At 68.8% G+C, this 19,453-nt stretch carries 16 protein-coding genes; 5 read left to right on the top strand and 11 right to left on the bottom strand.

Going from position 1 to position 19,453, the window contains the following annotated elements; translation table 11 throughout:
• From HR086_RS30140 to HR086_RS30120, 5 genes are all read right to left on the bottom strand, one after another.
• Positions 1–1,371, bottom strand: a 1,371-nt coding sequence (locus HR086_RS30140; protein WP_174467351.1) for an ATP-binding protein, incomplete at its 3' end; no start/stop codon positions are given.
• Positions 1,372–1,465: 94 nt separating this feature from the next.
• On the bottom strand, positions 1,466–2,446 hold the full coding sequence (locus HR086_RS30135) for a TIGR02757 family protein (protein WP_174461959.1): 981 nt from the start codon (positions 2,444–2,446) through the stop codon (positions 1,466–1,468).
• 122 nt (positions 2,447–2,568) lie between these two features.
• Positions 2,569–4,575 carry a M20/M25/M40 family metallo-hydrolase gene (locus tag HR086_RS30130; protein ID WP_306663454.1) on the bottom strand — a complete coding sequence of 669 codons (2,007 nt, stop codon included), beginning with the start codon at positions 4,573–4,575 and terminating at the stop codon, positions 2,569–2,571.
• A gap of 183 nt (positions 4,576–4,758) precedes the next feature.
• Entirely contained in the window at positions 4,759–5,256 is a 498-nt protein-coding gene (locus tag HR086_RS30125; RefSeq protein WP_174455038.1) for a molybdenum cofactor biosynthesis protein B, read from the bottom strand.
• Positions 5,257–5,976: 720 nt separating this feature from the next.
• Positions 5,977–6,294 (bottom strand): Rieske 2Fe-2S domain-containing protein, encoded by a 318-nt coding sequence (locus HR086_RS30120; RefSeq protein WP_141646325.1) that lies wholly within the window; start codon positions 6,292–6,294, stop codon positions 5,977–5,979.
• A gap of 78 nt (positions 6,295–6,372) precedes the next feature.
• Here HR086_RS30120 and polX point away from each other — a divergent pair, with 78 nt between their 5' ends.
• The 5 genes from polX to HR086_RS30095 all read left to right on the top strand — a co-directional run bounded on the left by polX (position 6,373) and on the right by HR086_RS30095 (position 12,549).
• Complete coding sequence (gene polX / locus HR086_RS30115; protein WP_174461957.1) at positions 6,373–8,115, top strand: DNA polymerase/3'-5' exonuclease PolX; 1,743 nt, start codon at positions 6,373–6,375, stop codon at positions 8,113–8,115.
• A 19-nt stretch (positions 8,116–8,134) separates the two neighbouring features.
• Positions 8,135–8,758: a serine protease gene (locus HR086_RS30110; RefSeq protein ID WP_174461956.1), complete on the top strand. Its 624-nt coding sequence runs from the start codon at positions 8,135–8,137 to the stop codon at positions 8,756–8,758.
• Entirely contained in the window at positions 8,755–9,480 is a 726-nt protein-coding gene (mrtX, locus tag HR086_RS30105) for a myxosortase MrtX (RefSeq protein ID WP_174467350.1), read from the top strand. The genes HR086_RS30110 and mrtX overlap by 4 nt, the downstream gene beginning before the upstream one ends.
• Positions 9,481–9,498: 18 nt before the next feature.
• Positions 9,499–10,137, top strand: coding sequence for an RDD family protein (locus tag HR086_RS30100; RefSeq protein ID WP_254614363.1), 639 nt, complete (start codon positions 9,499–9,501; stop codon positions 10,135–10,137).
• A gap of 306 nt (positions 10,138–10,443) precedes the next feature.
• Positions 10,444–12,549 carry a M4 family metallopeptidase gene (locus HR086_RS30095; RefSeq protein ID WP_141646320.1) on the top strand — a complete coding sequence of 702 codons (2,106 nt, stop codon included), beginning with the start codon at positions 10,444–10,446 and terminating at the stop codon, positions 12,547–12,549.
• On the opposite strand, the gene HR086_RS30090 is transcribed toward HR086_RS30095, so the two are convergent.
• From HR086_RS30090 to HR086_RS30065, 6 genes are all read right to left on the bottom strand, one after another.
• Complete coding sequence (locus HR086_RS30090; RefSeq protein WP_174461955.1) at positions 12,546–13,958, bottom strand: S28 family serine protease; 1,413 nt, start codon at positions 13,956–13,958, stop codon at positions 12,546–12,548. The genes HR086_RS30095 and HR086_RS30090 overlap by 4 nt on opposite strands.
• Before the next feature lie 126 nt (positions 13,959–14,084).
• Positions 14,085–14,432: a DUF1330 domain-containing protein gene (locus HR086_RS30085; RefSeq protein ID WP_141646318.1), complete on the bottom strand. Its 348-nt coding sequence runs from the start codon at positions 14,430–14,432 to the stop codon at positions 14,085–14,087.
• A 19-nt stretch (positions 14,433–14,451) separates the two neighbouring features.
• Entirely contained in the window at positions 14,452–16,137 is a 1,686-nt protein-coding gene (locus HR086_RS30080; RefSeq protein ID WP_174461954.1) for a GYF domain-containing protein, read from the bottom strand.
• Positions 16,138–16,463: 326 nt separating this feature from the next.
• The gene (locus HR086_RS30075) at positions 16,464–17,879 is read right to left on the bottom strand and encodes an NAD(P)(+) transhydrogenase (Re/Si-specific) subunit beta (RefSeq protein ID WP_174467349.1); all 1,416 of its coding nucleotides are present in this window, start codon (positions 17,877–17,879) and stop codon (positions 16,464–16,466) included.
• A complete protein-coding gene (locus HR086_RS30070) occupies positions 17,876–18,169 on the bottom strand; it encodes an NAD(P) transhydrogenase subunit alpha (protein ID WP_141646315.1) in 294 nt (97 codons plus the stop codon). Before HR086_RS30070 ends, HR086_RS30075 begins: the two co-directional genes overlap by 4 nt.
• A gap of 1 nt (position 18,170) precedes the next feature.
• On the bottom strand, positions 18,171–19,337 hold the full coding sequence (locus HR086_RS30065; RefSeq protein ID WP_254626525.1) for a Re/Si-specific NAD(P)(+) transhydrogenase subunit alpha: 1,167 nt from the start codon (positions 19,335–19,337) through the stop codon (positions 18,171–18,173).
• Positions 19,338–19,453 lie beyond the last annotated feature (116 nt).

Below are 19,453 nucleotides of genomic sequence, written 5' to 3'. Positions count from 1 at the left end.
GGACAGGCCCAGCCCCGTCCCCTCCCCCACCGAGCGCGTGGTGAAGAAGGGGTCGAAGATGCGCCGCTGGACTTCCGGCGCCATGCCCATCCCGTTGTCGGTGACCTCCAGCTCCACCTGCCCCACGCGTCCGGTGCGCAGGCTGACACGGACCCGGTTCTCCTCGACGGGACGCGGAGGAAGCGCCTGGAGGGCGTTCACCAACAGGTTCAGCACCACCTGCCCCAGCCGCACCTCGTTGCCGTGAATGGGCGGCACGCGCTCCAGCGTGCACACCACGCGCGCCCGGTGCGTCAGCTCGTTGCGCACCAACCGCAGCGCGCCCTCCACCGCGCGCAGCACGTCCACCGGACCGTGATGATCCTCGTCCCCGCGAGCGAAGGTGCGCAGGTCCCGGACGATGGCGCAGACCCGTCCGGCTCCGTCGAGGGCGTCCGACACGACCTCTCGCAGCTCGGGCATTTGCTCCGAGGACAGCTCCTGCTGCGCCAGCAGGTCCCTCACGAACGCGAGGTTGGAGGTGACATAGGCCAGCGGGTTGTTGATTTCGTGCGCGACTCCGGCCGCCAGCGTGCCCACCGACGCCATCCGCTCGGCGAGCAGGAGCTGCGACTCCAGGCGCTTTCGGTCGGTGATGTCGCGGATGATGGCCACGAGGAACGTCTCTCCAGCGCCGCTGAACGTGGCCTTCTTCGTCACCAGCACCCGGGCCAGTCCCGTCCGGTCGGTCAGGGTCTCCTCCGTCTCGTCGGGGACACCCGAGCGGAACACCTGCTCGTCATTGCGCCAGAAGCTGTCCGCCTCGTGCGCGGGCACGAACTCGTGGTCGGAGCGGCCCAGCAAGGCCTCCGCGGGGTGCCCCATGAAGCGGCAGAAGGCGCTGTTGAGCGCCACCCAGCGGTGCTGCCGGTCCTTCACGAAGAGCGGCTCAGGGACCGCATCCAGCGCGCTGCGGAGGAACTCACAGGTGCGGCGAAGGGCCTGCAAATCCCGCTCGCCCGTCTCCGTCTCCATGCGCCGACGCAAGGCCGCCAGTCGCGCGCCCCAGCCCGTCGCCGGGGAGGCCACGCACTCGTCGGCTCCGGCCTCCGCCATCGCCTGCGTCTCCGCGTCCGCGCGCGTCGTGAGCACCACCAGGTGCGTGCGAGCCGAAACCCGGAGCGCGTGGAGTCGACTCACGTCCGCGAGCACGTCCTCCAGCGGGCCCCCTGAATCCCACGTCACCAGGAGCCCCTCTTCCACCGGAGAGGCAATCACATCGGTGCCCGTCACGCACAACACGTGGCAGTGCTGTCCCGCTCCCGATGCGCGAACGCCGCGCTCCACTGCTTCCGCCACCGCCGGAGGCACCGCCACCAGTGTTGCGAACACCGCTTCACGCTCCTCGGCCCGGGGAGGCCTCGATGTCCCCATCAAGAAGACACGGAGACACCCGACCGGATTGCAGCGCTCCAGCGCCCCACGGTCAACGACGTTCCCTGCGCGACACCGAGGAACCCCGCGGTCGCGAGGCACCAGGGACCCGACGGGTCGCCGCCGCCACCACGCGCGGCCCCACAAGGCAGGCGCCCAGGAGCGGACAGCGCTCGCAGTTCTCCGGCACCGGCTGCGCCGGGCACGCCCCGCTCATCCCATAGTGGCAGAGCGCGAAATCGTACCGGACGGGGTCTTCCGCATCCAGGGCCCGCAGCGACGCCGTCACCTCCTCCGCCGTGCGCCAGGTCAAATCCTTGCGACGCGTCAGGCCCAGGTGCCCGGCGATACGGCCGATGTGCGTGTCCAACGGAATCATCAGGACCGAGGGTGTCACCCGCTTCCAGATGCCGAAGTCGACCGCGTCCGGGCCTCGGACCATCCACCGCAGGAACAGGTTCAGCCGCTTGGCGGCGCCCGGCCCCAGCGGGGAAGGCAGCAGGTGGTGGAGCCCTCGCTCGGGTCCCATCGCCGCGCGCAAGGGTTCGAGCGGCACGCGCCGCAGCGCGGTGGTGAAGGCGCCCAGCGCGCCATGCAGACTCCCCTCGGCGACGAGCCCCTGGACGAAGAGGGACTCCAAATCTCCATGCTCCCGCAGCGCGCGTCCCATGCCCAACAGCAACACCGCGACGTCGGTGCCCACGTTGAAGCGATAGACGAAGCCATCCAGCAGCGCCTTCGCTCCCGGAATGTCGAGCGCGCGCACGAACGCCGCGGGGGATGGCCCCATGCGCTGGAGCAGCGAGTCCACCTTGGGACGGAACAGGTCCGCGCGGCCATAGGCCAGCGCGCAGGCGAGCAACGCGCTCACCTCGATGTCGCGAGCGTCCTTGTAGCGGTGGGGGAACTCCACCGGGTCGAACCCGATGCGGGCCCGGGCATCCGTGGAGGCCAGGAAGGCGTCGAGCCGGGGGCGCAGGTGCTCGGCCGCCCGGGGGCTCAGGCCGGGATTCGACTTCGAGCGGCGTGTCACGTCGGGGCTCCCAAATGCTCCTGGAACGGCGGCCCGCCGCCCACGCTTCCCGAGACCTGGCGTCCCGGGAGTCCACGCCCCCTTCCGAACCGGGAAGGGGGCGCGGGGGGCATCCTATGTGGCTACGGGCTCACGGCGAACACGATGTCGTCGTGGTCGTCGTACGAGGTGGTCCCGCAGGGCGCCGCGCTGCCGTTGTAGCGGAAGCGGGCGCGCACGGCCTGCAGCGTGCCGGCGGGCAGCGTGTACGTGGCGGTCAGCGTCTGCTGGCCGGTCGCCACCGGGGCGACGGTGGCGATCTTCGTCCACACCGGGCTGTTGGCGTTCGCCGTGTAGTACAGGTCCAGCTTGTCCGGCCGGACGGCGAAGACCCACACGGTGGCCTCCACGCGCACCGTCTGGCCCGCCGCGAAGGGCGCGCCGCTGACGGTGGACACCCGGATACGGTCGTTCGACTCGTCGGCGTGGTACGCGCCGGAGAGGCCGTCCGCGCAGGAGTTGTTGATGGTGTTGGGGGCGTGAAGCTCGGGCCCCAGGCCGGCGCGGCCATTGAGCAGCGTGGTGGAGTCACACACGTTGCCCACGTTGGAGCAGCGCGGCACGCGCAGCACCGTGTCGTAGATGGCGTTGCTGGAGGCGTTGCTGCTGGTGACGGAGATGGAGGTGCTGTTGGCGGTGTTGCCGATGAGGTCGTAGGCCTTCGCCACCACGGTGTGGCTGCCGTTCGCGACGGCGGCGGAGTTCCACGAGGCCGAGTACGGAGACGCGGTGGCGGTGCCCACGACGTTGCCGTCCACCAGGAACTCCACGCGGCCGATGCCGGTGTTGTCCGCGGCGGTGGCGGAGAGCGTGACGCTGCCGGACACGGTGGCGCCATCGGAGGGGGCCGTGAGGCTCACGGTGGGCGGCTCGCTGTCGGCGAGGTTCGCGGTGCCCTTGGCGAGCTCCGCCACGTACGCGCCCGCGACCTTCGCGAACTTGAGCGCGTGCGTCGCGGTGTTGTTGCTCTTCGCCAGCGTGTCGCCGGAGGTGTGGATGAGGCTGTTGTGCTGGCCCATCAGCGCCTCGAACGGAATCGACGCGGCGAAGCCCGCGTTCGTCCACGAGGCGTGGTCCGAGCACGCGTAACCGCACGTGGAGTTCGCCGCCTGCACGCCCGGGACATAGGCGGAGATGAGGCTGGTGATGAAGGTGTTCTGCGCCGCGTTCGTGAAGTCCGTCATCAGCGCGACGTCGATGGTGGAGCCCTTGAAGTTCGTCATGTCGAGCTGCAGCGCGCCAATGACGTTGGCTCCCTGGTTCTTGTGCTGGTCGGCGATTTCCTTGGAGCCACGCAGGCCCACTTCCTCGGCGGCGTAGGCCATGAACTTCACCGTCTTGGCCGGGTGGTAGCCGTTGGCCATGGCCACGCGGATGACCTCGGTGAGGGTGGCGATGCCGGACGCGTCATCATCCGCGCCAGGGGCATTGCCGGAGGAGCTGGTGGAGTCCAGGTGACCGCCCACGACGACGATCTCCGAGGGCGTCTCCGTGCCGGTGATGGTGAGGATGACGGACGGCTGCGCCCACGCCGCGTGGGTGAACAGTTGGACGGTGACGTCACCACCCGTCTGCGCACGCGCTCCCGCGTAACCTTCCCACAGGCCCTTGAGCCAGTTCGCCGCCTGCACGCCCGTCGCGGACGTGTAATAGCGCGTGGCGTAGCTGGAGAGGTGGGTGATGTTCGCCAGGATGTTCGCCTCGGTCATGCTCCCGAGCAGCGTGTTGACGACCGGGCCGTTGTCCAGCGTGTACGTCACCGCCAGAGGGCTGAGCTGCGTCTGGCCGACACCCGCGATGGCCGCGAGGGCCTCCGCCTCCGTGTCGTGGTAGACGAAACCACCACAGCGGTTGAGCTTGTCGTGCATCACCCGGGAGACCCGGTTGATTTCCGACTCGGGCAGCTTCAGCGCGACGACGTCGCCCTTCTGCCCTGCAAGTGAGGGAACCTTCGCCCCCGCGACGATGAACGCGGCGTTCACCTCCGAAAGCGCGTCCGAGCCGAGAGTGATCCACACCTCTCGCTCCGACGCCTTCGCGAACGCCGAGACACAACCGAGCATCAACACCAACGAAGCCAATCGCTTCATGTGCATGGGGCTCCTCCTCTTTCGGGAGGTCTGCTTTGTGGGGGACGACCTGCAAACCTATTCGCGACAGAGCAGCGAATGTTGACTACTCTGCGTAAACGTTGCCTGCGGGTCAATCCTCAAACCAGCCCCAATACAGAAAAACCGTATCAACGGCCAAACGCCAGAATTCCCGGATGTTGATTATCGAGTGAGTTCCCGCACCGCGTGGCCCAGTTCGGGGAGGATGAGCGCGTCCAGGGCCAGTCGCGCGGCCTGGGGCGAGCCCGGAAGTGCGAAAATTATCATTCCTTGATACGTGCCTGCGGTCGCCCGGGACATCATCGCGGGGCTGCCAATCTGTCGGTACGACAGCATGCGGAACAGCTCGCCGAAGCCGGGCAGCTCCTTCTCAAACAAAGCCCGCAGCGTCTCCACGGTGGTGTCGCGCCGGCCAATCCCGGTCCCCCCCGTGAAGAGGATGGCCCGAGCGCCCGAGGACTGGGCCTCCGCCACCGCGGCCCGGATGGCCTCCGGCTCGTCCTTCACGACGACGTAACCCGCGATGCCGTGGCCCGCGGCCTCCAGCCCTTCACGAAGGACCTTGCCGCTCGCGTCACGCGCGGCGTCACGGCTGTCCGAGCACGTCACGATGAAGGCGCTGACGTGGACCGGCGCACGCGACTTGTGCTCCCGCGGCACGTTCCCTTCCGCAGCATCATGGGTGTGGCCGTGGTCGTGTGAATGTGAGTGGCCATGCCCCTCGTGGCCGTGGTCATGACCCGCGTGCCCGTGCGAGTGGCCGTGGTCGTGGCCCCCGTGCTCGTGCGCATGTCCGTGGCCATGGCCCCCATGCTCGTGCGAGTGGCCGTGGTCATGGCCCCCTTGCTCGTGCGAGTGGCCGTGGTCATGGCCCCCTTGCTTGTGCGAGTGGCCGTGGTCATGGCCCCCTTGCTCGTGCGAGTGGCCGTGCTCGTGGCCCCCGTGTTCGTGCGCATGGGAGTGGTCATGCCCGTGGCCCTCGTGCTTGTGGGCATGGCCCTCGTGCCCGTGGCCGTGGTCATGCCCGTGCTCGTGGCCCCCGTGCGCATGGGCATGGTCGTGGGCATCGCCCTTGTGGCCGTGGTCATGTCCATGGTCATGGCCTCCGTGCTCGTGCGCATGGGCATGGTCGTGGGCATCGCCCTCATGGCCCCCGTGCTCGTGCGGGTGCTCATGCGCGTGGGTGTGCTCGTGCACGTGGGACTGCCCGTCGCCGTGCTCATGGGGGTGGCTGTGCCCATGCTCATGCTTGTGTGCATGAGTGCGCACAGGGTCATTCCCGCGCGCGTGGCCGTGGTCATGCCCGTGTCCGTCGCCATGACGGGGGTCATGGTCGTGTCCGTCGTGTGCCATGAAGAGGACTCCGTTGCGTCTGGTGCTTCAGGAATTGTCGGGGAGGTCGACGACGAGGGCGCCGTCCTGGACCTCGACCGTCACTGTCGGCTGGTCGTCACAGACCCCCGGGGAGGTCTCGTTCCGGCCCGTATCCATGTCGAAGCCGACCTCATGACACGGGCAGACAACGAGGTTGTCCTCGAGGCGACCTCCGGACAGCAGGCAGCCCGCGTGGTTGCACCAATCATCAAGGCCCTTGTATCGGCCGTGAATCTTCGCGATGCAGACGTTGCGCTTGCCCACTTCGTAGCCGCGCATTTCCTTCTCGGCGAAGTCCGCCGGTCCGAGCTTGATCTTCGTCATCGCCGTCCTTTTCCCATAACGAGGAGCGGCCTGCATCCCCGTTCCCCGGGCATTACCTTCCTCCGCGTGACTCCAGCCGTGACCGCTCCCATCGTCGACAAAGCCACCGTTGCCCAGGTCCTCCGGGACATCTCCCTGCTGCTCCAGCTCCAGGGCGAGAATGGCTTCCGCTCTCGCGCCTACGACATGGGGGCCGACCGCATCCTCGGCCTTACCCAGGACCTGGGCGCCATCGTCTCGGAAGGACGCCTGGAGAGCCTCCCGGGCATCGGCCCCGCGCTCGCCGAGAAGATCTCCGAGCTGGTGACCACCGGACGGATGACCTACTTCGAGGACCTGCGGGCGAAGTTCCCCCCAGGCCTGCTGGAGCTGATGAAGCTGCCGGACATCGGCCCGCGCAAGGTCGCCGCGCTCTGGAAGGAGCTGGGCATCGGCTCCGTCGAGGAGCTCGAAGCGGCCTGCCGCGAGGGCCGCGTGCGCGAGCTCAAGGGCTTCGGAGCGAAGAGCGAGGCGAAGATTCTGGAGGGCATCGCCCTGTTCCGGCGCGCTCGCGGCGAGCGCAAGCTCCTGGGAGACGTGCTCCCCATCGCCGAGGCCCTGCTGGAGCGCGTGCGCGCCTCGCCCGGCGTGGTGCGCGCGAGCCTGGGTGGCAGCGTGCGCCGCCGCGCGGAGACGGTGTCGGACGTGGACATCATCGCCTCGGCCGCGGTCGCCGGGCCCGTGCTGGACGCCCTGGCCACCTCGCCCGGTGTCGCCACCGTGCTCGGCAAGGGCGACAGCAAGTGCTCCGTGCGCATGGAGGCGGGAGACCTCCAGGTGGACCTGCGCGTCCTGCCGGACGAGGACTTCGCCACCGCCCTGCATCACTTCACCGGCTCCAAGGCCCACCACATCCGCTTGCGCAACCTGGGCCACGAGCGGGGCATGAAGATCTCCGAGTGGGGCGTTCACCGCGACGACGGCACCAAGCTTCAGGTGAACGACGAAGCGGCGCTCTACGCGCTGCTCGACATGCAGTTCGTCCCCCCGGAGCTGCGCGAGGACAATGGCGAGGTGGAGGCCGCGCGCGCGGGGAAGCTCCCCACCGACCTGGTCACGATGGACGACGTCCAGGGCGCGGTCCACGCGCACAGCACCTGGTCGGACGGACGCAACTCGCTGGAGGAGATGGCGCTCGCCGCGAAGGCGCTGGGCCTGAAGTACCTCACCATCACCGAGCACAGCGAGGCGGCCATCTACGCGGGCGGCCTCAAGGTGGAGGCGCTCAAGCGCCAGTGGGAGGAGATCGACCGCGTCAACGAAGCGGTGCCCGGCATGCGACTGCTCAAGGGCATCGAGGTGGACATCCTGGAGTCCGGCGCGCTCGACTATGACGACAAGGTGCTGGAGCAGCTCGAGGTCGTCATCGCCTCCATCCACGTGCGCCACGGCATGGATGAAGAACAGATGACGCGCAGGGTGCTCACCGCGATGGACAACCCGCACCTGCACATCCTCGGACACCCCACCGGCCGTCTCATCCAGAGCCGCGAGCCCTACCCGCTCCGGATGGAGGACATCCTGGAGCGCGCCGCGAAGCGCGGGGTGTCGGTGGAGATCAACGGCAAGCCCGCACGGCTGGACATCAAGGCTGAGTATGTCCGGAAGGCCACCCAGCTCGGCGTGAAGCTGGTGGTCAGTTGCGACGCCCACCGCAAGGAGGACCTCGGCAACCTGGCCTATGCCGTGGCCACCGCGCGGCGCGGCTGGGCCCGAAAGCAGGACGTATTGAACACGCTGCCGGCGGAACGCTTCCTCACCGCGCTGCGCGCCGGGCGGTGATAGGCTGCGGCGCGCGCCGATGTCCCGCCTGTCTCCGCTCGCCCTCGCACTGTGTCTCGTCACCCTGCCCGCCGCCTCGGCGGACCCGGGGCGGCCCTCGCGCGCCGACCTCCAGCGGGTGCTGGAGCAGCACAGCCGCTCGGTGGTGAAGGTGAGCGGTCCCCGACGCGCCGGCCCGGGCATCTTCGTGGGCACCGCGGGGCAGGTGCTCACTTCCATGGACCCCGTGGGCCTGGAGTACGTGGGCATGAACGTCGCCACGGTGGAGCACGGGGGGCAGGCCCTGCCCGCGCGGGTGTTGCTCGCCAACGTGGCGCTGAAGGTCGCCGTCGTCGCCGCGCCAGATGGCGCCTACCCCGCCGTGCCCGTGCGCCTCCTCAAGGAGGGCGACAGCCTGGCGGGGCGCTGGGTGGTGGGCGTCATCCCTGGCGCCCGGAATCGCCCCGCGAAGCCCGAAGCGGCCCAGGCCGCGCGCGCACCGGCGCCCTTCTATGATGTCCCCCTGGCCCTGCCCCCCGGCAGTCCCCTGTTCGACGCGGACGGGCGACTGGTGGCGGTGGTGGTGCAACGCACCCGGAGCGGCTGCAGGGTGCTCCCCCTGGGCGAGGTGAAGCTCACCCTCACCTCCGCGAACGAGCCATGAGTCAAACGGTGGCGACCCCCTGGCGTCCCAACGCCGTGCAGGAAGCCGTGGGCCTGTGGGCCCTGGGCTTCGCGGGCATCATCGCCGCGTTCCTCATCTTCGGCGGCACCAGCATCCCCAAACTGGTGGCGACGGTGGGCTTCCTCTACCTGCCCCTCATCCCCATGCGCTGGCGGGACGAGGACTACCGCGACTACGGCCTGTCCCTGCGCGCGTGGCGCGAGGACGTGCGCCTGTTCCTGTTGTTCTCCGCGGTGGTGGGCCCGCTCTTCTTCCTGGCGTTCGCCGGCTTCGCGGAGCTGTTGCCGCACCTGCCCGAGACACTCGCGCGCCACCTCACGCCGCTGGGCGGAGAGGCCCACTTCCGCCTCCGGCTGCCTCCGCGCTTCGGGGAGTGGGTGGTGGATCAACTCTTCGTCGTGGCGCTGCCCGAGGAGTTCTTCTACCGGGGCTATCTGCAGACGCGCCTGCGCGACGCGTGGCCGCAGGGGCGCAAGTTCCTGGGCGTGCGGCTGGGCCCCGCCTTCTGGGTGACCGCGGTGCTGTTCGCCCTGGGGCACCTGGCCATCTTCCAGGCGTGGCGCCTGTCCGTCTTCTTCCCCGCCCTGCTGTTCGGATGGATGCGCGAGCGCACCGGCACCGTCGTGGGCGCCGCGCTGTTTCACGCGGCCTGCAACCTCTTCGTGCGAGTGCTCGAGGTCTCGTTCTTCGGCGTGCCCTGAGCCCCGCCTGGAGCCGCCATGTCTTCATTGGACCCCGCGACGAGCCCATCGCTCGACGCCCGCTGTGCCTTCCACCCGGAGATGACCGCCACCGCCGCTTGCCAGCGCTGTGGCACCTTCGCGTGCCACGACTGCCTGCGGTGGGCGCGCGACGGGCGGCGCTACTGCGGCTTCTGCGCGGTGAGGGCCCTGCCACCGCTGGCCTCCCGGGCAGACCGCTTCCTCGCCAACCTGGTGGACTCCATCGTCGTCTTCGTCCCCTTCACCGTGGGACTCGTCATGATGGCGCTCACCGAAGACCTGCCGGGCCGGGAGCTCTTCTCGCTCGTCTTCCTGCTGGGCGGAGTCCTCGGCTCCCTCCTGCTGTGCGGCGTGCAGCTCTACCTCGCGGCGAAGAACGGACAGAGCCTGGGCAAGCGCTGGCGCCACATCCGCGTGGTGAGGATGGACGGGAGCCATGTTTCACTCGTCCGAATCCTCCTCTTGCGAAACCTGCTCCCCAGCATCCTGAACCAGCTGCTGTGCGTGTCTGGCCTTGCCGACGCGCTCTGCATCTTCCGGGAGGACCGGCGCTGCATCCACGACTACCTGGCGGACACCCAGGTCATCGAGGTCCCCGAGCACGAGCGCGCCGGAACCCCGTCCTACCGGGGCTGATCCACCCCAGCTCCCCGGAAACCCTCATTTCTCCCCCTTTGAGGGTGGAAAAATGCCGGGATAATTCACCGTTAATTCCCGGGAGCCCCGCCCACGAGTCGGCTCGGACTCCACCCACAGCCCCCTCCGATTCCACCCCTGGCAGAACGAGACACACCTCCAGTCTCACAAGAGGGCTGAAATCACTGAAACACTGGCAAAAATAAGCGGAGAAAGCGGGGATGGCGCGTCGCAGCACTGAGATCCGAAACTCCATGTGACGTCAGCGCGACAATCCTGGCATCCCCCGCTGTCAATGAGCTTCGAATGACCATCCGTCGAGTCGACACCAAGCCCGTCAGCGTCCGTCCCGCAACCACCGAGGCCCAGCCGAAGAACACGGCGAAGGCCGCCACCCCGCTGACCACCAAGGACGGCTTCGGCCCCTCGGCGCGTCCCACGGAGCTGGCGCGTGCGGAGAAGACGCTGACCCAGGCCCCCGCTGGTCCTGGCCGGATCGCGCTGACCAGCCCCGAGGCGCAGCAGGCCGTGCAGGCCTCGCTGAACCACATCAACCCGTTGAAGGGCGCGCAGACGCTGCTGCCCCAGCCCACCACGTTCGTTCCCGCCAACGTCGAGCGCGACGCGCTCGGCATGACGCACGTCCGCCTGGACCGCGTTCACGAGGGCGTGAAGGTCTTCGGTGAGCAGATCATCTCCCACCTGGACAAGGACGGGAAGGTCACCGGCGTCACCGGCGAGCAGTCCACGGTGCCGGCGGGCCTGGGCCGTGAGCTGCCCAAGCTGAACACGCAGTCCGCCATCGACATCGCGCGCAAGGAGTTCGGCCTGAAGCCGGACAAGCAGCCGAACGCCGAGCGGGTCATCTACCAGGACAAGGCCGGCGAGTATCACTCCGCGTACCGCGTCCAGATGCAGGCGATCGAGGGCCAGGACCGCCCCCAGAAGATGAACTACCTGGTGGATGCGAACACCGGGAAGGTCTTCGAGTCCTTCAACGAGATTGGCGGGTTCTACGGTTCGAACCGCGCGGCCCCCAAGGGCGCGGCGGCTCCCGAGCCCATCACCGCGACGTCCACCACGAAGACGGAGATCGCCGACCAGGGCACCGTCACGTCGAAGATCGCGTTCGACAAGGACGTGACCATCGACAAGCTGAAGCTGGACCTGGACATCGCCCACACGTTCAAGGGCGACCTGAAGGTCACGCTGACCAGCCCCTCCGGCACGAGCGCCGTGGTGCACGACCGCAAGGGCGGCAGCACGGACGACGTGAAGGGCTCGTTCGACCTGAGCGCGTTCGCCGGTGAGAGCGCCAAGGGCGAGTGGACGCTGACCGTCGAGGACAAGGCCCGGCTGGACAAGGGCACGCTGAACGGCTGGGGCGTGAGCATCACCCCGACGGAGACCACGCCCCCCGTCGAGGAGCCCACCAACAAGACGGTGGACGACACCTCGCTGTACAGCGGCAAGGTCGCGCTGGAGACCACGAAGGGCGCGGACGGCAAGTACACGCTCGAGGACGGCACGCGCGGCAAGGGCGTGAACACCTACGACGCGATGAACAAGACGACGGCGTCGGGCAAGACGCAGATCACCGACGACAACAACGTCTGGGGCGAGGCCTCCGACGGCCCGCGCACCAAGGCGGCCGTGGACGCGCACTACGGCGCGGAGATGACCTACGATTTCTACAAGGAAATCCTGGGCCGTGACTCCATCGACGGCGCGGGCGAGGCGCTCAACTCCTTCGTCCACGTGCGCACCAACTACGTCAACGCGTTCTGGGACGGCACGAAGATGAGCTACGGCGACGGAGACGGCAAGACGTCCGGCCCGCTCACCGCGCTGGACATCGCCGGCCACGAGATCACCCACGGCCTGACGGAGCGCACCGCCGGCCTCATCTACCGCAACGAGTCCGGTGGTCTGAACGAGGCGTTCAGCGACATCATGGGCGCGGGCGTGGAGTGGTACGCGTCCACGAAGAACCCCGAGGTGAAGTTCAACTGGACGGTGGGCGAGACCGCCTGGACGCCGACGAACGGCTCCAACGAGGACGGCCTGCGCTACATGAACGACCCGAAGAAGGACGGGTACTCCATCGACAACTACAAGGACTACCCGAAGCAGACGGAAGTCCACGGGTCGAGCGGTATCGCGAACAACGCCTTCTACCTGCTGGCGAACGGCGGCACGAACAGCACGTCCAAGCTCGAGGTCAAGGACGGCATCGGCATGGACAAGGGCCTGAAGATCTACTACCGCGCCCTGGCCCACTACATGACGCCGAACACCACGTTCGCCCAGGCCCGCGCCGCGACCATCACCGCGGCCACGGACCTGTACGGCGCGGACTCGGCCGAGGTGGCGAAGGTCAAGGAGAGCTGGACCGCCGTCGGCGTGAACTAACGCTGACGTGAGCGCGGAGGGCGGGGACCGAACTCCTCGCCCTCTGGCTCCAGCCGCCACGACAGTGATTGCAGCCCCGAGGCCTGGGGACTCACGCCAGCCCACTGGTGCAAGAGTTCCCGGGCCTCGTTGCGTTCAGCCTCCGGCAGCTGCGAGATGCGCGCGCCGTGATTGCCTCCCGCCACCGTGTAGAGCACGGCCTCGCGAGCCCCACCCAGCTCGTACGCCGCCGCGCTCCACGGGTCATGGCCGCCGTAGATGAACATCAGCCGCTCGCCCTGGGTGGACACCCAGTCCTGGATGTCCGGCATCGCCTCCGGACGGAACACGGGGCTCAGGCCGGGCGGGACGTACACCGCGGGCACGTCGGTGCCCGGATGCTGGAGCTGGCTGGCCAGGTGGACCTCGAAGGGCCTCGGGTGCCCCAGCTCCACGGCGGCCTGGTAGAAATACGGGCCATAGGCCTCCACGTCCGCGTCGGAGAAGAAGTCGAGCCCCACGCGCCCGTCCAGCTCGTCCATGAGCGCGGAGTCGCTCGCTGAGTCGTTCGGCACGGTGTTGCAGCGCGCGAGGCTGTCGTACTGCCAGAAGTAGAAGTAGTGCTCGATGATGGCGTGCTCGAAGGCTCGCTCCCGGCCCAGGTGCTGGAAGGTGAGGCCGCGCTGCTGGGCCCTCGCGTCCATCAGCGGCAGCAGGGCCGTGCGCCGGTCCAGGGCCGCGCGCTGGAAGGACTTCAGCCGCTCCCGACACGCCGCCTCGCCCACGGACTCCTGGAAGGTGATGAAGCGGTCATCGTCGAAGCGGGCGATGGGCGCCACGTAGGCCACCGTCGCGTCCACGTCCTGGGGATGGAAGCGGCGGAAGAACACCATCGTCTCGCCCCCCTTGCTCGCGCCCGTCGAAATCCACCGCAGGGGATACACCGGCTTGAACGCCTCGACGATGCGATGGAAGTCGTCCGCGGACTGCCGGATGGTGAGCTGACTCCAGTCCGTCGGCGTGGGGCGGCTCGGCCCGAAGTAGCGATGCTCCACGGAGAGCTGATTGGCGTCGAGCAGTTGCGTGGGCTCGCGTCGCGACGGCTCCGTGGAGACGAAGTAGCCCCCCGAGTAGAGCACCATGGGACTGGAGCGCGAGATGTGCAGCAGCGTCAAACGCTGGCGGAAGCGCTGGCCGTCCGGATGGGCATGGTCCACCGGCTGCTCGAACTCCATGACGAAGAAGCGGTGGTTCGGCAGCTGCGGGCCCGCGGGCTCCTCGCGCACCGTGAGGCCGGGGATGCGGGCCAGTTGCACGAGGACGTCCTCTTCCGTCGGCGGCTCTCCCCCGTTGTCACAGGCCGACAGCAGACACAGAAGCAGGACGGATGCGAAACGCCCGCGGCGCAAGAGGGGCTCGGCGAAAGACATGGCGCTCCAGTTCCGGCCGGGCACCACCGCCTGCGAGATGCGAGCACGGGAGTCCGGCGCGTAACGCTGAGGCTACTCCGATTCGCGCGCCCCCTCGCTCGCGCGGGCACCGCGGGCGAAACCCGCTCAGGGAGCCGAGGACTCGGCGCTGGCGCCCGCCAGGGCCACCGCGTGCCGGTCATCCTGCGGCAGCCCGTCCATCAACAGCATCATCGTGTGGGCGCTCGCGTGGCGCAGCGCCTTGGCGGCGGCGTACTCGGGAGAGGACCACCAGGCGCGGGCCTGCTCGATGGTGGGGAACTCCAGCAGGGCGAAGCGGGGCGGCTGCCACGTCCCCTCGAGCGCCTCCGTCGCCCCACCCCGGACGAGATAACGGCCGCCATAGTGGGCGATGGAGGGAGGCGCGAGCTGCTTGTAGCGCTCGTAGGTCTGCACGTCATGCACCGAGATTTCGACGACGACGTAGGCAGGCATGGGCGCTCCTGATGTGGGATCAGAACACGAATGGGAACCGCACCGGCCCCCCCTGCTCATGGTGCTTGGGGAAGACCCAGGCGCCAACCTTGGCCTCGATGCAACGCGCGAACGGCGTGCCGCGCAGCGAGGCCGTCTCGGTGACGACCTCGGACACTTCTCCACTCGGAAGGATGGACCAGCGCACCACCACGCGCGCGCCCTCGTCCACCGGACGCGGCTTGACGTCCGCGCACGCGGTGACTTCGCTCTTGTTGGCGAGCACCACCTCGAAGACATCCGACTGCGCCAGCGACACGCGCGGATTCTGGATGGGCGCCACCGGCGGGATGTAGACGGAAGGGGCGTCTTCCGGCCCACCCGAGCCTGGAGAAGGCCCCGCCAGCTCCCGCGCGAATTCCTCATCCGGCCCCAGGTCGTCATCCGAGCCGGGCTGCGGCGGGCTCGCGCGCACGGGTGCTTCGACGGGCGTGGGCGGCGGCGACACGGGCCGCTCTCCGGAACCCAGCTTGACCTCGGAAACCCTCGGCGACACGGCGGCGACCGCCGGTGCGGCCTCCACGTCCCGGTCCATGCTGGACGAAGGCGCGGCGGCTCCCACGGACTTCGCGAGTCCCCCACCGGACACGGCCAGCACCGGCACCGCGCCACCCCGCTCCACGGCCGCGACCCCCGCGAGGGAAGGACGGACCGCCGCGACTGGCGGCAACGTCGGAGCGATGGGAGCGGCCACGACGTCCATCGCGATACCCCCACCGGTCGGCGCGGAGACACCCTGCGCGGCACCCGCCAGGGCCGCCCCCGGCACGGACACGGGAGTCGTTGCCACGGCCTCGGGGACAGGCGCGCTCGCGACCACGGGCGGGGCCACGGCCACGACGGGCGGAGCCACCACCTGGGAGGGCGCGGGCTTGAAGAGTTCCGCGACATTCATCCGGGCAAGCAGCGCCGAGGCGCCATCCCAGCGACCGAACAGGCCCATGACGAGCGCGACCGTCACACCCCCCGCGACGCCACCGGCCAGGGTGAACCACCAGCCGCCCACTCGCGAACGGGCCTCCACCTGCTCGGAGACCTCGGTGACTTCGGCGAGCACCGCGTGCGTTCCCACGGTTTCAACCGGGGTGCTGGACGTCGCCCGTGGGGACGCCTCGACGGCCCATGCGGGAATGCCCGAGGCCTCCGCCACGGTGGCCGCGGGCAGCTCCGGCCCCTCGGAGAAAGCGGCCGACAGGGCCGCGTCCACGGCGGCGCTGAGCTCCAGCTCCAGGGGGAGCGGCGCCAGCGTTTGGAGCAGCTCCGGAACCTGCCCCAAGGGCAGCCACGCCGCGAAGCCCGCGCGCCAGCACAGCGAGTCAGGCCCCAGCTCGCCACGCTCCCACGCCCCCTTCAGGGCCTCCGCTTCGAAGGGCCCCGCGGGCCTGGCGCCCAGCGCGATGAACCACGCGTGCTTCTCGGTGGGAACCGGCGTCGGCGCGGGCTCCTCCTCCACCACGGACGACACGAGCGAACGACGCACGCCCTTGTGCAGCCGCTCACCATGCACGTCACCGCGAGCGCGCGACGTCGCCGCCGGCACGCGCGGGTTCTTGTCCGTGCGCAGCTTGCTGACGAAGACGTCGAGCTCCGCCTCGGAGACGCCACCGAACACGGGGGTGCCTCCGCCTTCAGGCTCCGTCGTGCCCGCCGAAACCTCCTCCGGCAAGGCCTTTCCTTCCCGTGAGTCGCCGACCATTCGCCAACTCCTTGATTCCGCCCCGCCCCAGCTCCATCCGAATCCCTCAATGGAATGCCGATGCGCGATTTCGTCAACGGAGAGTCTCTGCGCGAAGGTAGCCAGGGTCCACACTCAATGAGGATGCGGAATGGAATTCTCCACCGTCATTCCGGATAACTCGGCACACCTCCTCACATTCACATACGGATGCGGTGCCATGCCTTCAATCACTCCTGGGTCAGAGACGCTTCTCTCGGCTCAGAAAGAGGGGGCGCCGGGGCTTGCCCGCAGTCGCCCCACGCCTCCGCTTGGAGCTACTCCTTCAGTGCGGAAGTGAACTGCATCAGCGTCTTCTTCGCGTCCCCCAGCACCATCATCGTGTTGGGGCGCACGAAGAGCTCGTTCTCGATTCCGGCGAAGCCCGGGTTGAGCGAGCGCTTGAGCACGACACACGTCTTCGCCATGTCCGCGGAGAGGATGGGCATGCCGTAGATGGGGCTGCTCTGGTTGGAGCGCGCCGCCGGATTGACCACGTCATTCGCTCCCACCACCAGCGCCACGTCCGTCGCCGTGAAGTCGTCGTTGATGACGTCCAGGTCGAACAGGTGGTCATATGGAACGTTCGCCTCGGCCAGCAGCACGTTCATGTGCCCCGGCATCCGTCCGGCCACCGGATGGATGGCGTAGCGCACGTCGCAGCCATTGGCCTGAAGGACGTTGGCCAAATCCCTCACCGCGTGCTGCGCCTGCGACACGGCCATGCCGTAGCCCGGCACGACGATGACGGAGCGGGCCGCGCGCAGCACCTCCGCGGCCTCCTCCACGCTGCCCACGTTGGGCGCCGGACCCGAAGCAGATGCGCCCTCCGTGACGGCCTTCGCCTCCGGTGCCGCGCCGAACGCGCCGAAGAGCACGTTCGCGAACGAGCGGTTCATCGCCTTGGACATCATCATGCCCAGCAGGAAGCCGGAGAAGCCGTCCAGCGCGCCGCAGATGATGAGGACGTTGTTGCCCAGCGCGAAGCCCGTCGCCGCCGCGGCCAGGCCCGCATACGAGTTGAGCAGACAGATGACCACCGGCATGTCCGCGCCACCAATGGGCAGCACCAGCAACACCCCCAGCAGCACGCCCAGCGTCGCGACGGAATAGAAGGCCCACGACGCGTCGGGCGAATAGACGAGAAAGCCAATCAGCCCCAGCGTGCCGACAATCATCAGCATGTTGGAGAGGTTCTGTCCCGGGTAGGTGACGGGCCGGCCGGTGATGAAGCCCTGCAGCTTCCCGAAGGCCATGATGCTTCCGGTGAACGTCAGCGCGCCGAGCGCCACCTCCAGGCCCGTGGCGGTGATTTGCAGCGTGCTCATGTGGGGACCTCCGTGCTGGAGGTACTCGACGACGCCCACGAGCCCCACCGCCAGGCCGCCGAAGGCATGCGAGAGCGCGATGCGCTCGGGCATCTTCGTCATGGGAATCCATAGGCCCATGCCCGTGCCCACCGCGGAGCCGATGAGCAGCGCCACGACAATCCACTCCCAGCGCACGATGACCTGCGTCACGCCCACGCCGTACAGCAGCGTGCCCGCGACGGCGGCCACCATGCCAATCTCCGCGAGCAGCACGCCCCGCCGGGCCGTCTGCGCGTCGCCCAAATCCTTCAGGCCCAGCACGAAGAGGATGGAGGCGCCCAGGTACAGCAGTTGGACGAACGTCTCCGTCAGGGAGAGGGTCATCGCGCGCCACCCTTCTTCTTGAACATCCGCAGCATGCGGTCGGTGATGAGGAAGCCACCCACGACGTTGATGGTGGCGGCCAGCACCGCCACCGCGCCGAGCATCGTGGACACCGTCCCGTAGTGCCCACCCGCCGCGAGCAGCGAGCCCACCAGTGAGATTCCGGAGATGGCGTTGGTGAAGGCCATCAGCGGCGTGTGCAGGAGGTGCGGCACCTTGGAGATGACCTGGTAGCCCGTGAAGGCCGCCAGGAAGAAGACGTAGAGGCCGAAGATCAGCGTCAGCGACATGTCAGCCCTCTCTCCTGGCCAGGTCCGCCATGGCCATGTCCGCGACGGCCGGGTGGACCACGTCCCCGCCCCGGGTGATGAGCATTCCCTTCACGATTTCATCCGCGACATCCAGCTTGAGCACGCCGTCCTTGTCGGTGACGTGCGCGAGCAGCTTCTCCATGTTGCGCGAGTACATCGCACTGGCATGCACCGAAATCTGGCTGGGCAGGTTGCGCTCGCCGATGACGGTGACGCCCGTCTCGGTGCGGTAGCGCTCCCCCGCGCGCGTCAGCTCGCAGTTGCCACCCTGCTCCGCCGCGATGTCCACCACCACCGAGCCACTCTTCATCCGCCGCACCATCTCCGCGGGCAGGAGCACCGGAGCGCGCCGCCCCGGCACCAGCGCCGTGGTGATGACGACGTCCGACTTCGCCACGTGCGTCGCCAACACCTCCGCCTGCTTGCGCTTCGCCTCCTCGCCCAGCTCCTTCGCGTACCCGCCGGAGCCCGCCGCGTCCGCGATGTCGATGTTGACGAAGCGCGCCCCCAGGCTCTCCACCTGCTCCTTCACCACCTTGCGCACGTCGTACGCCTCCACCACCGCGCCCAGCCGCCGCGCCGTCGCGATGGCCTGCAGTCCCGCCACGCCCGCGCCCAGCACCAGCACCTTCGCGGGAGGAATGGTGCCCGCCGCCGTCATCAACATGGGGAACAGCCGGGGCAGCGCCTCCGCCGCCAGCAACACCGCGCGGTAGCCCGCGATGGTCGCCTGCGAGCTGAGCACATCCATCATCTGCGCCAACGTCGTGCGCGGAATCATGTCCACGGCCAGCAACGTCACCCGCCGCTTCGCCACCTCTCGCGCCAGCGCCGGATTCGCCAGCGGGTACGCCAGGCTCACCAGCACCGAGTCCGCCTTGAGCCGGCCCAGCTCCGTCTCGTCCGGCGGCTGAATCTTGAGCAGCAGGTCGGCGGCGGCGTAGAGGGCGTCGACGCTCGACTCGACCCGGGCACCCGCGGCCCGCAGCTCGTCGTCGGAACACTCCGCGCCCAGGCCCGCACCGCTTTCGACCACCACTTCATGCTTCTTGCCGATGAGGCGTTTCACGCTCTCCGCCACGAGCGCGATCCGCCTTTCACCCGGCACCGTTTCACGGGGGATGGCGATGATCATGCGGGCGAGCATAGGCCCATCCCCTCCGCCCAATTCAATCCCAGCCAACGAAAGCCATTGCAATCCGTGTCAAGCACGGCCGCGTCACGAGTGTTCACCGTGCAAGGCGTTGTCGCGAACGTAAGGGG

The sequence above is a fragment of the Myxococcus sp. CA039A genome, from assembly GCF_013336645.1.
GTDB lineage: Bacteria > Myxococcota > Myxococcia > Myxococcales > Myxococcaceae > Myxococcus > Myxococcus llanfairpwllgwyngyllgogerychwyrndrobwllllantysiliogogogochensis.
This window is presented reverse-complemented; position numbering and strand designations above follow the sequence as displayed.

Coding starts and splice junctions, on each gene's coding strand:
- HR086_RS30120 (WP_141646325.1), bottom strand. CDS start 6,294: ATGACGAAGATCAAGCTCGGACCGGCGGACTTCGCCGAGAAGGAAATG.
- HR086_RS30075 (WP_174467349.1), bottom strand. CDS start 17,879: ATGACCCTCTCCCTGACGGAGACGTTCGTCCAACTGCTGTACCTGGGC.
- HR086_RS30100 (WP_254614363.1), top strand. CDS start 9,499: ATGTCTTCATTGGACCCCGCGACGAGCCCATCGCTCGACGCCCGCTGT.
- HR086_RS30130 (WP_306663454.1), bottom strand. CDS start 4,575: ATGAAGCGATTGGCTTCGTTGGTGTTGATGCTCGGTTGTGTCTCGGCG.
- HR086_RS30070 (WP_141646315.1), bottom strand. CDS start 18,169: ATGTCGCTGACGCTGATCTTCGGCCTCTACGTCTTCTTCCTGGCGGCC.
- HR086_RS30090 (WP_174461955.1), bottom strand. CDS start 13,958: ATGTCTTTCGCCGAGCCCCTCTTGCGCCGCGGGCGTTTCGCATCCGTC.
- HR086_RS30110 (WP_174461956.1), top strand. CDS start 8,135: ATGTCCCGCCTGTCTCCGCTCGCCCTCGCACTGTGTCTCGTCACCCTG.
- HR086_RS30095 (WP_141646320.1), top strand. CDS start 10,444: ATGACCATCCGTCGAGTCGACACCAAGCCCGTCAGCGTCCGTCCCGCA.
- HR086_RS30085 (WP_141646318.1), bottom strand. CDS start 14,432: ATGCCTGCCTACGTCGTCGTCGAAATCTCGGTGCATGACGTGCAGACC.
- HR086_RS30065 (WP_254626525.1), bottom strand. CDS start 19,337: ATGCTCGCCCGCATGATCATCGCCATCCCCCGTGAAACGGTGCCGGGT.
- mrtX (WP_174467350.1), top strand. CDS start 8,755: ATGAGTCAAACGGTGGCGACCCCCTGGCGTCCCAACGCCGTGCAGGAA.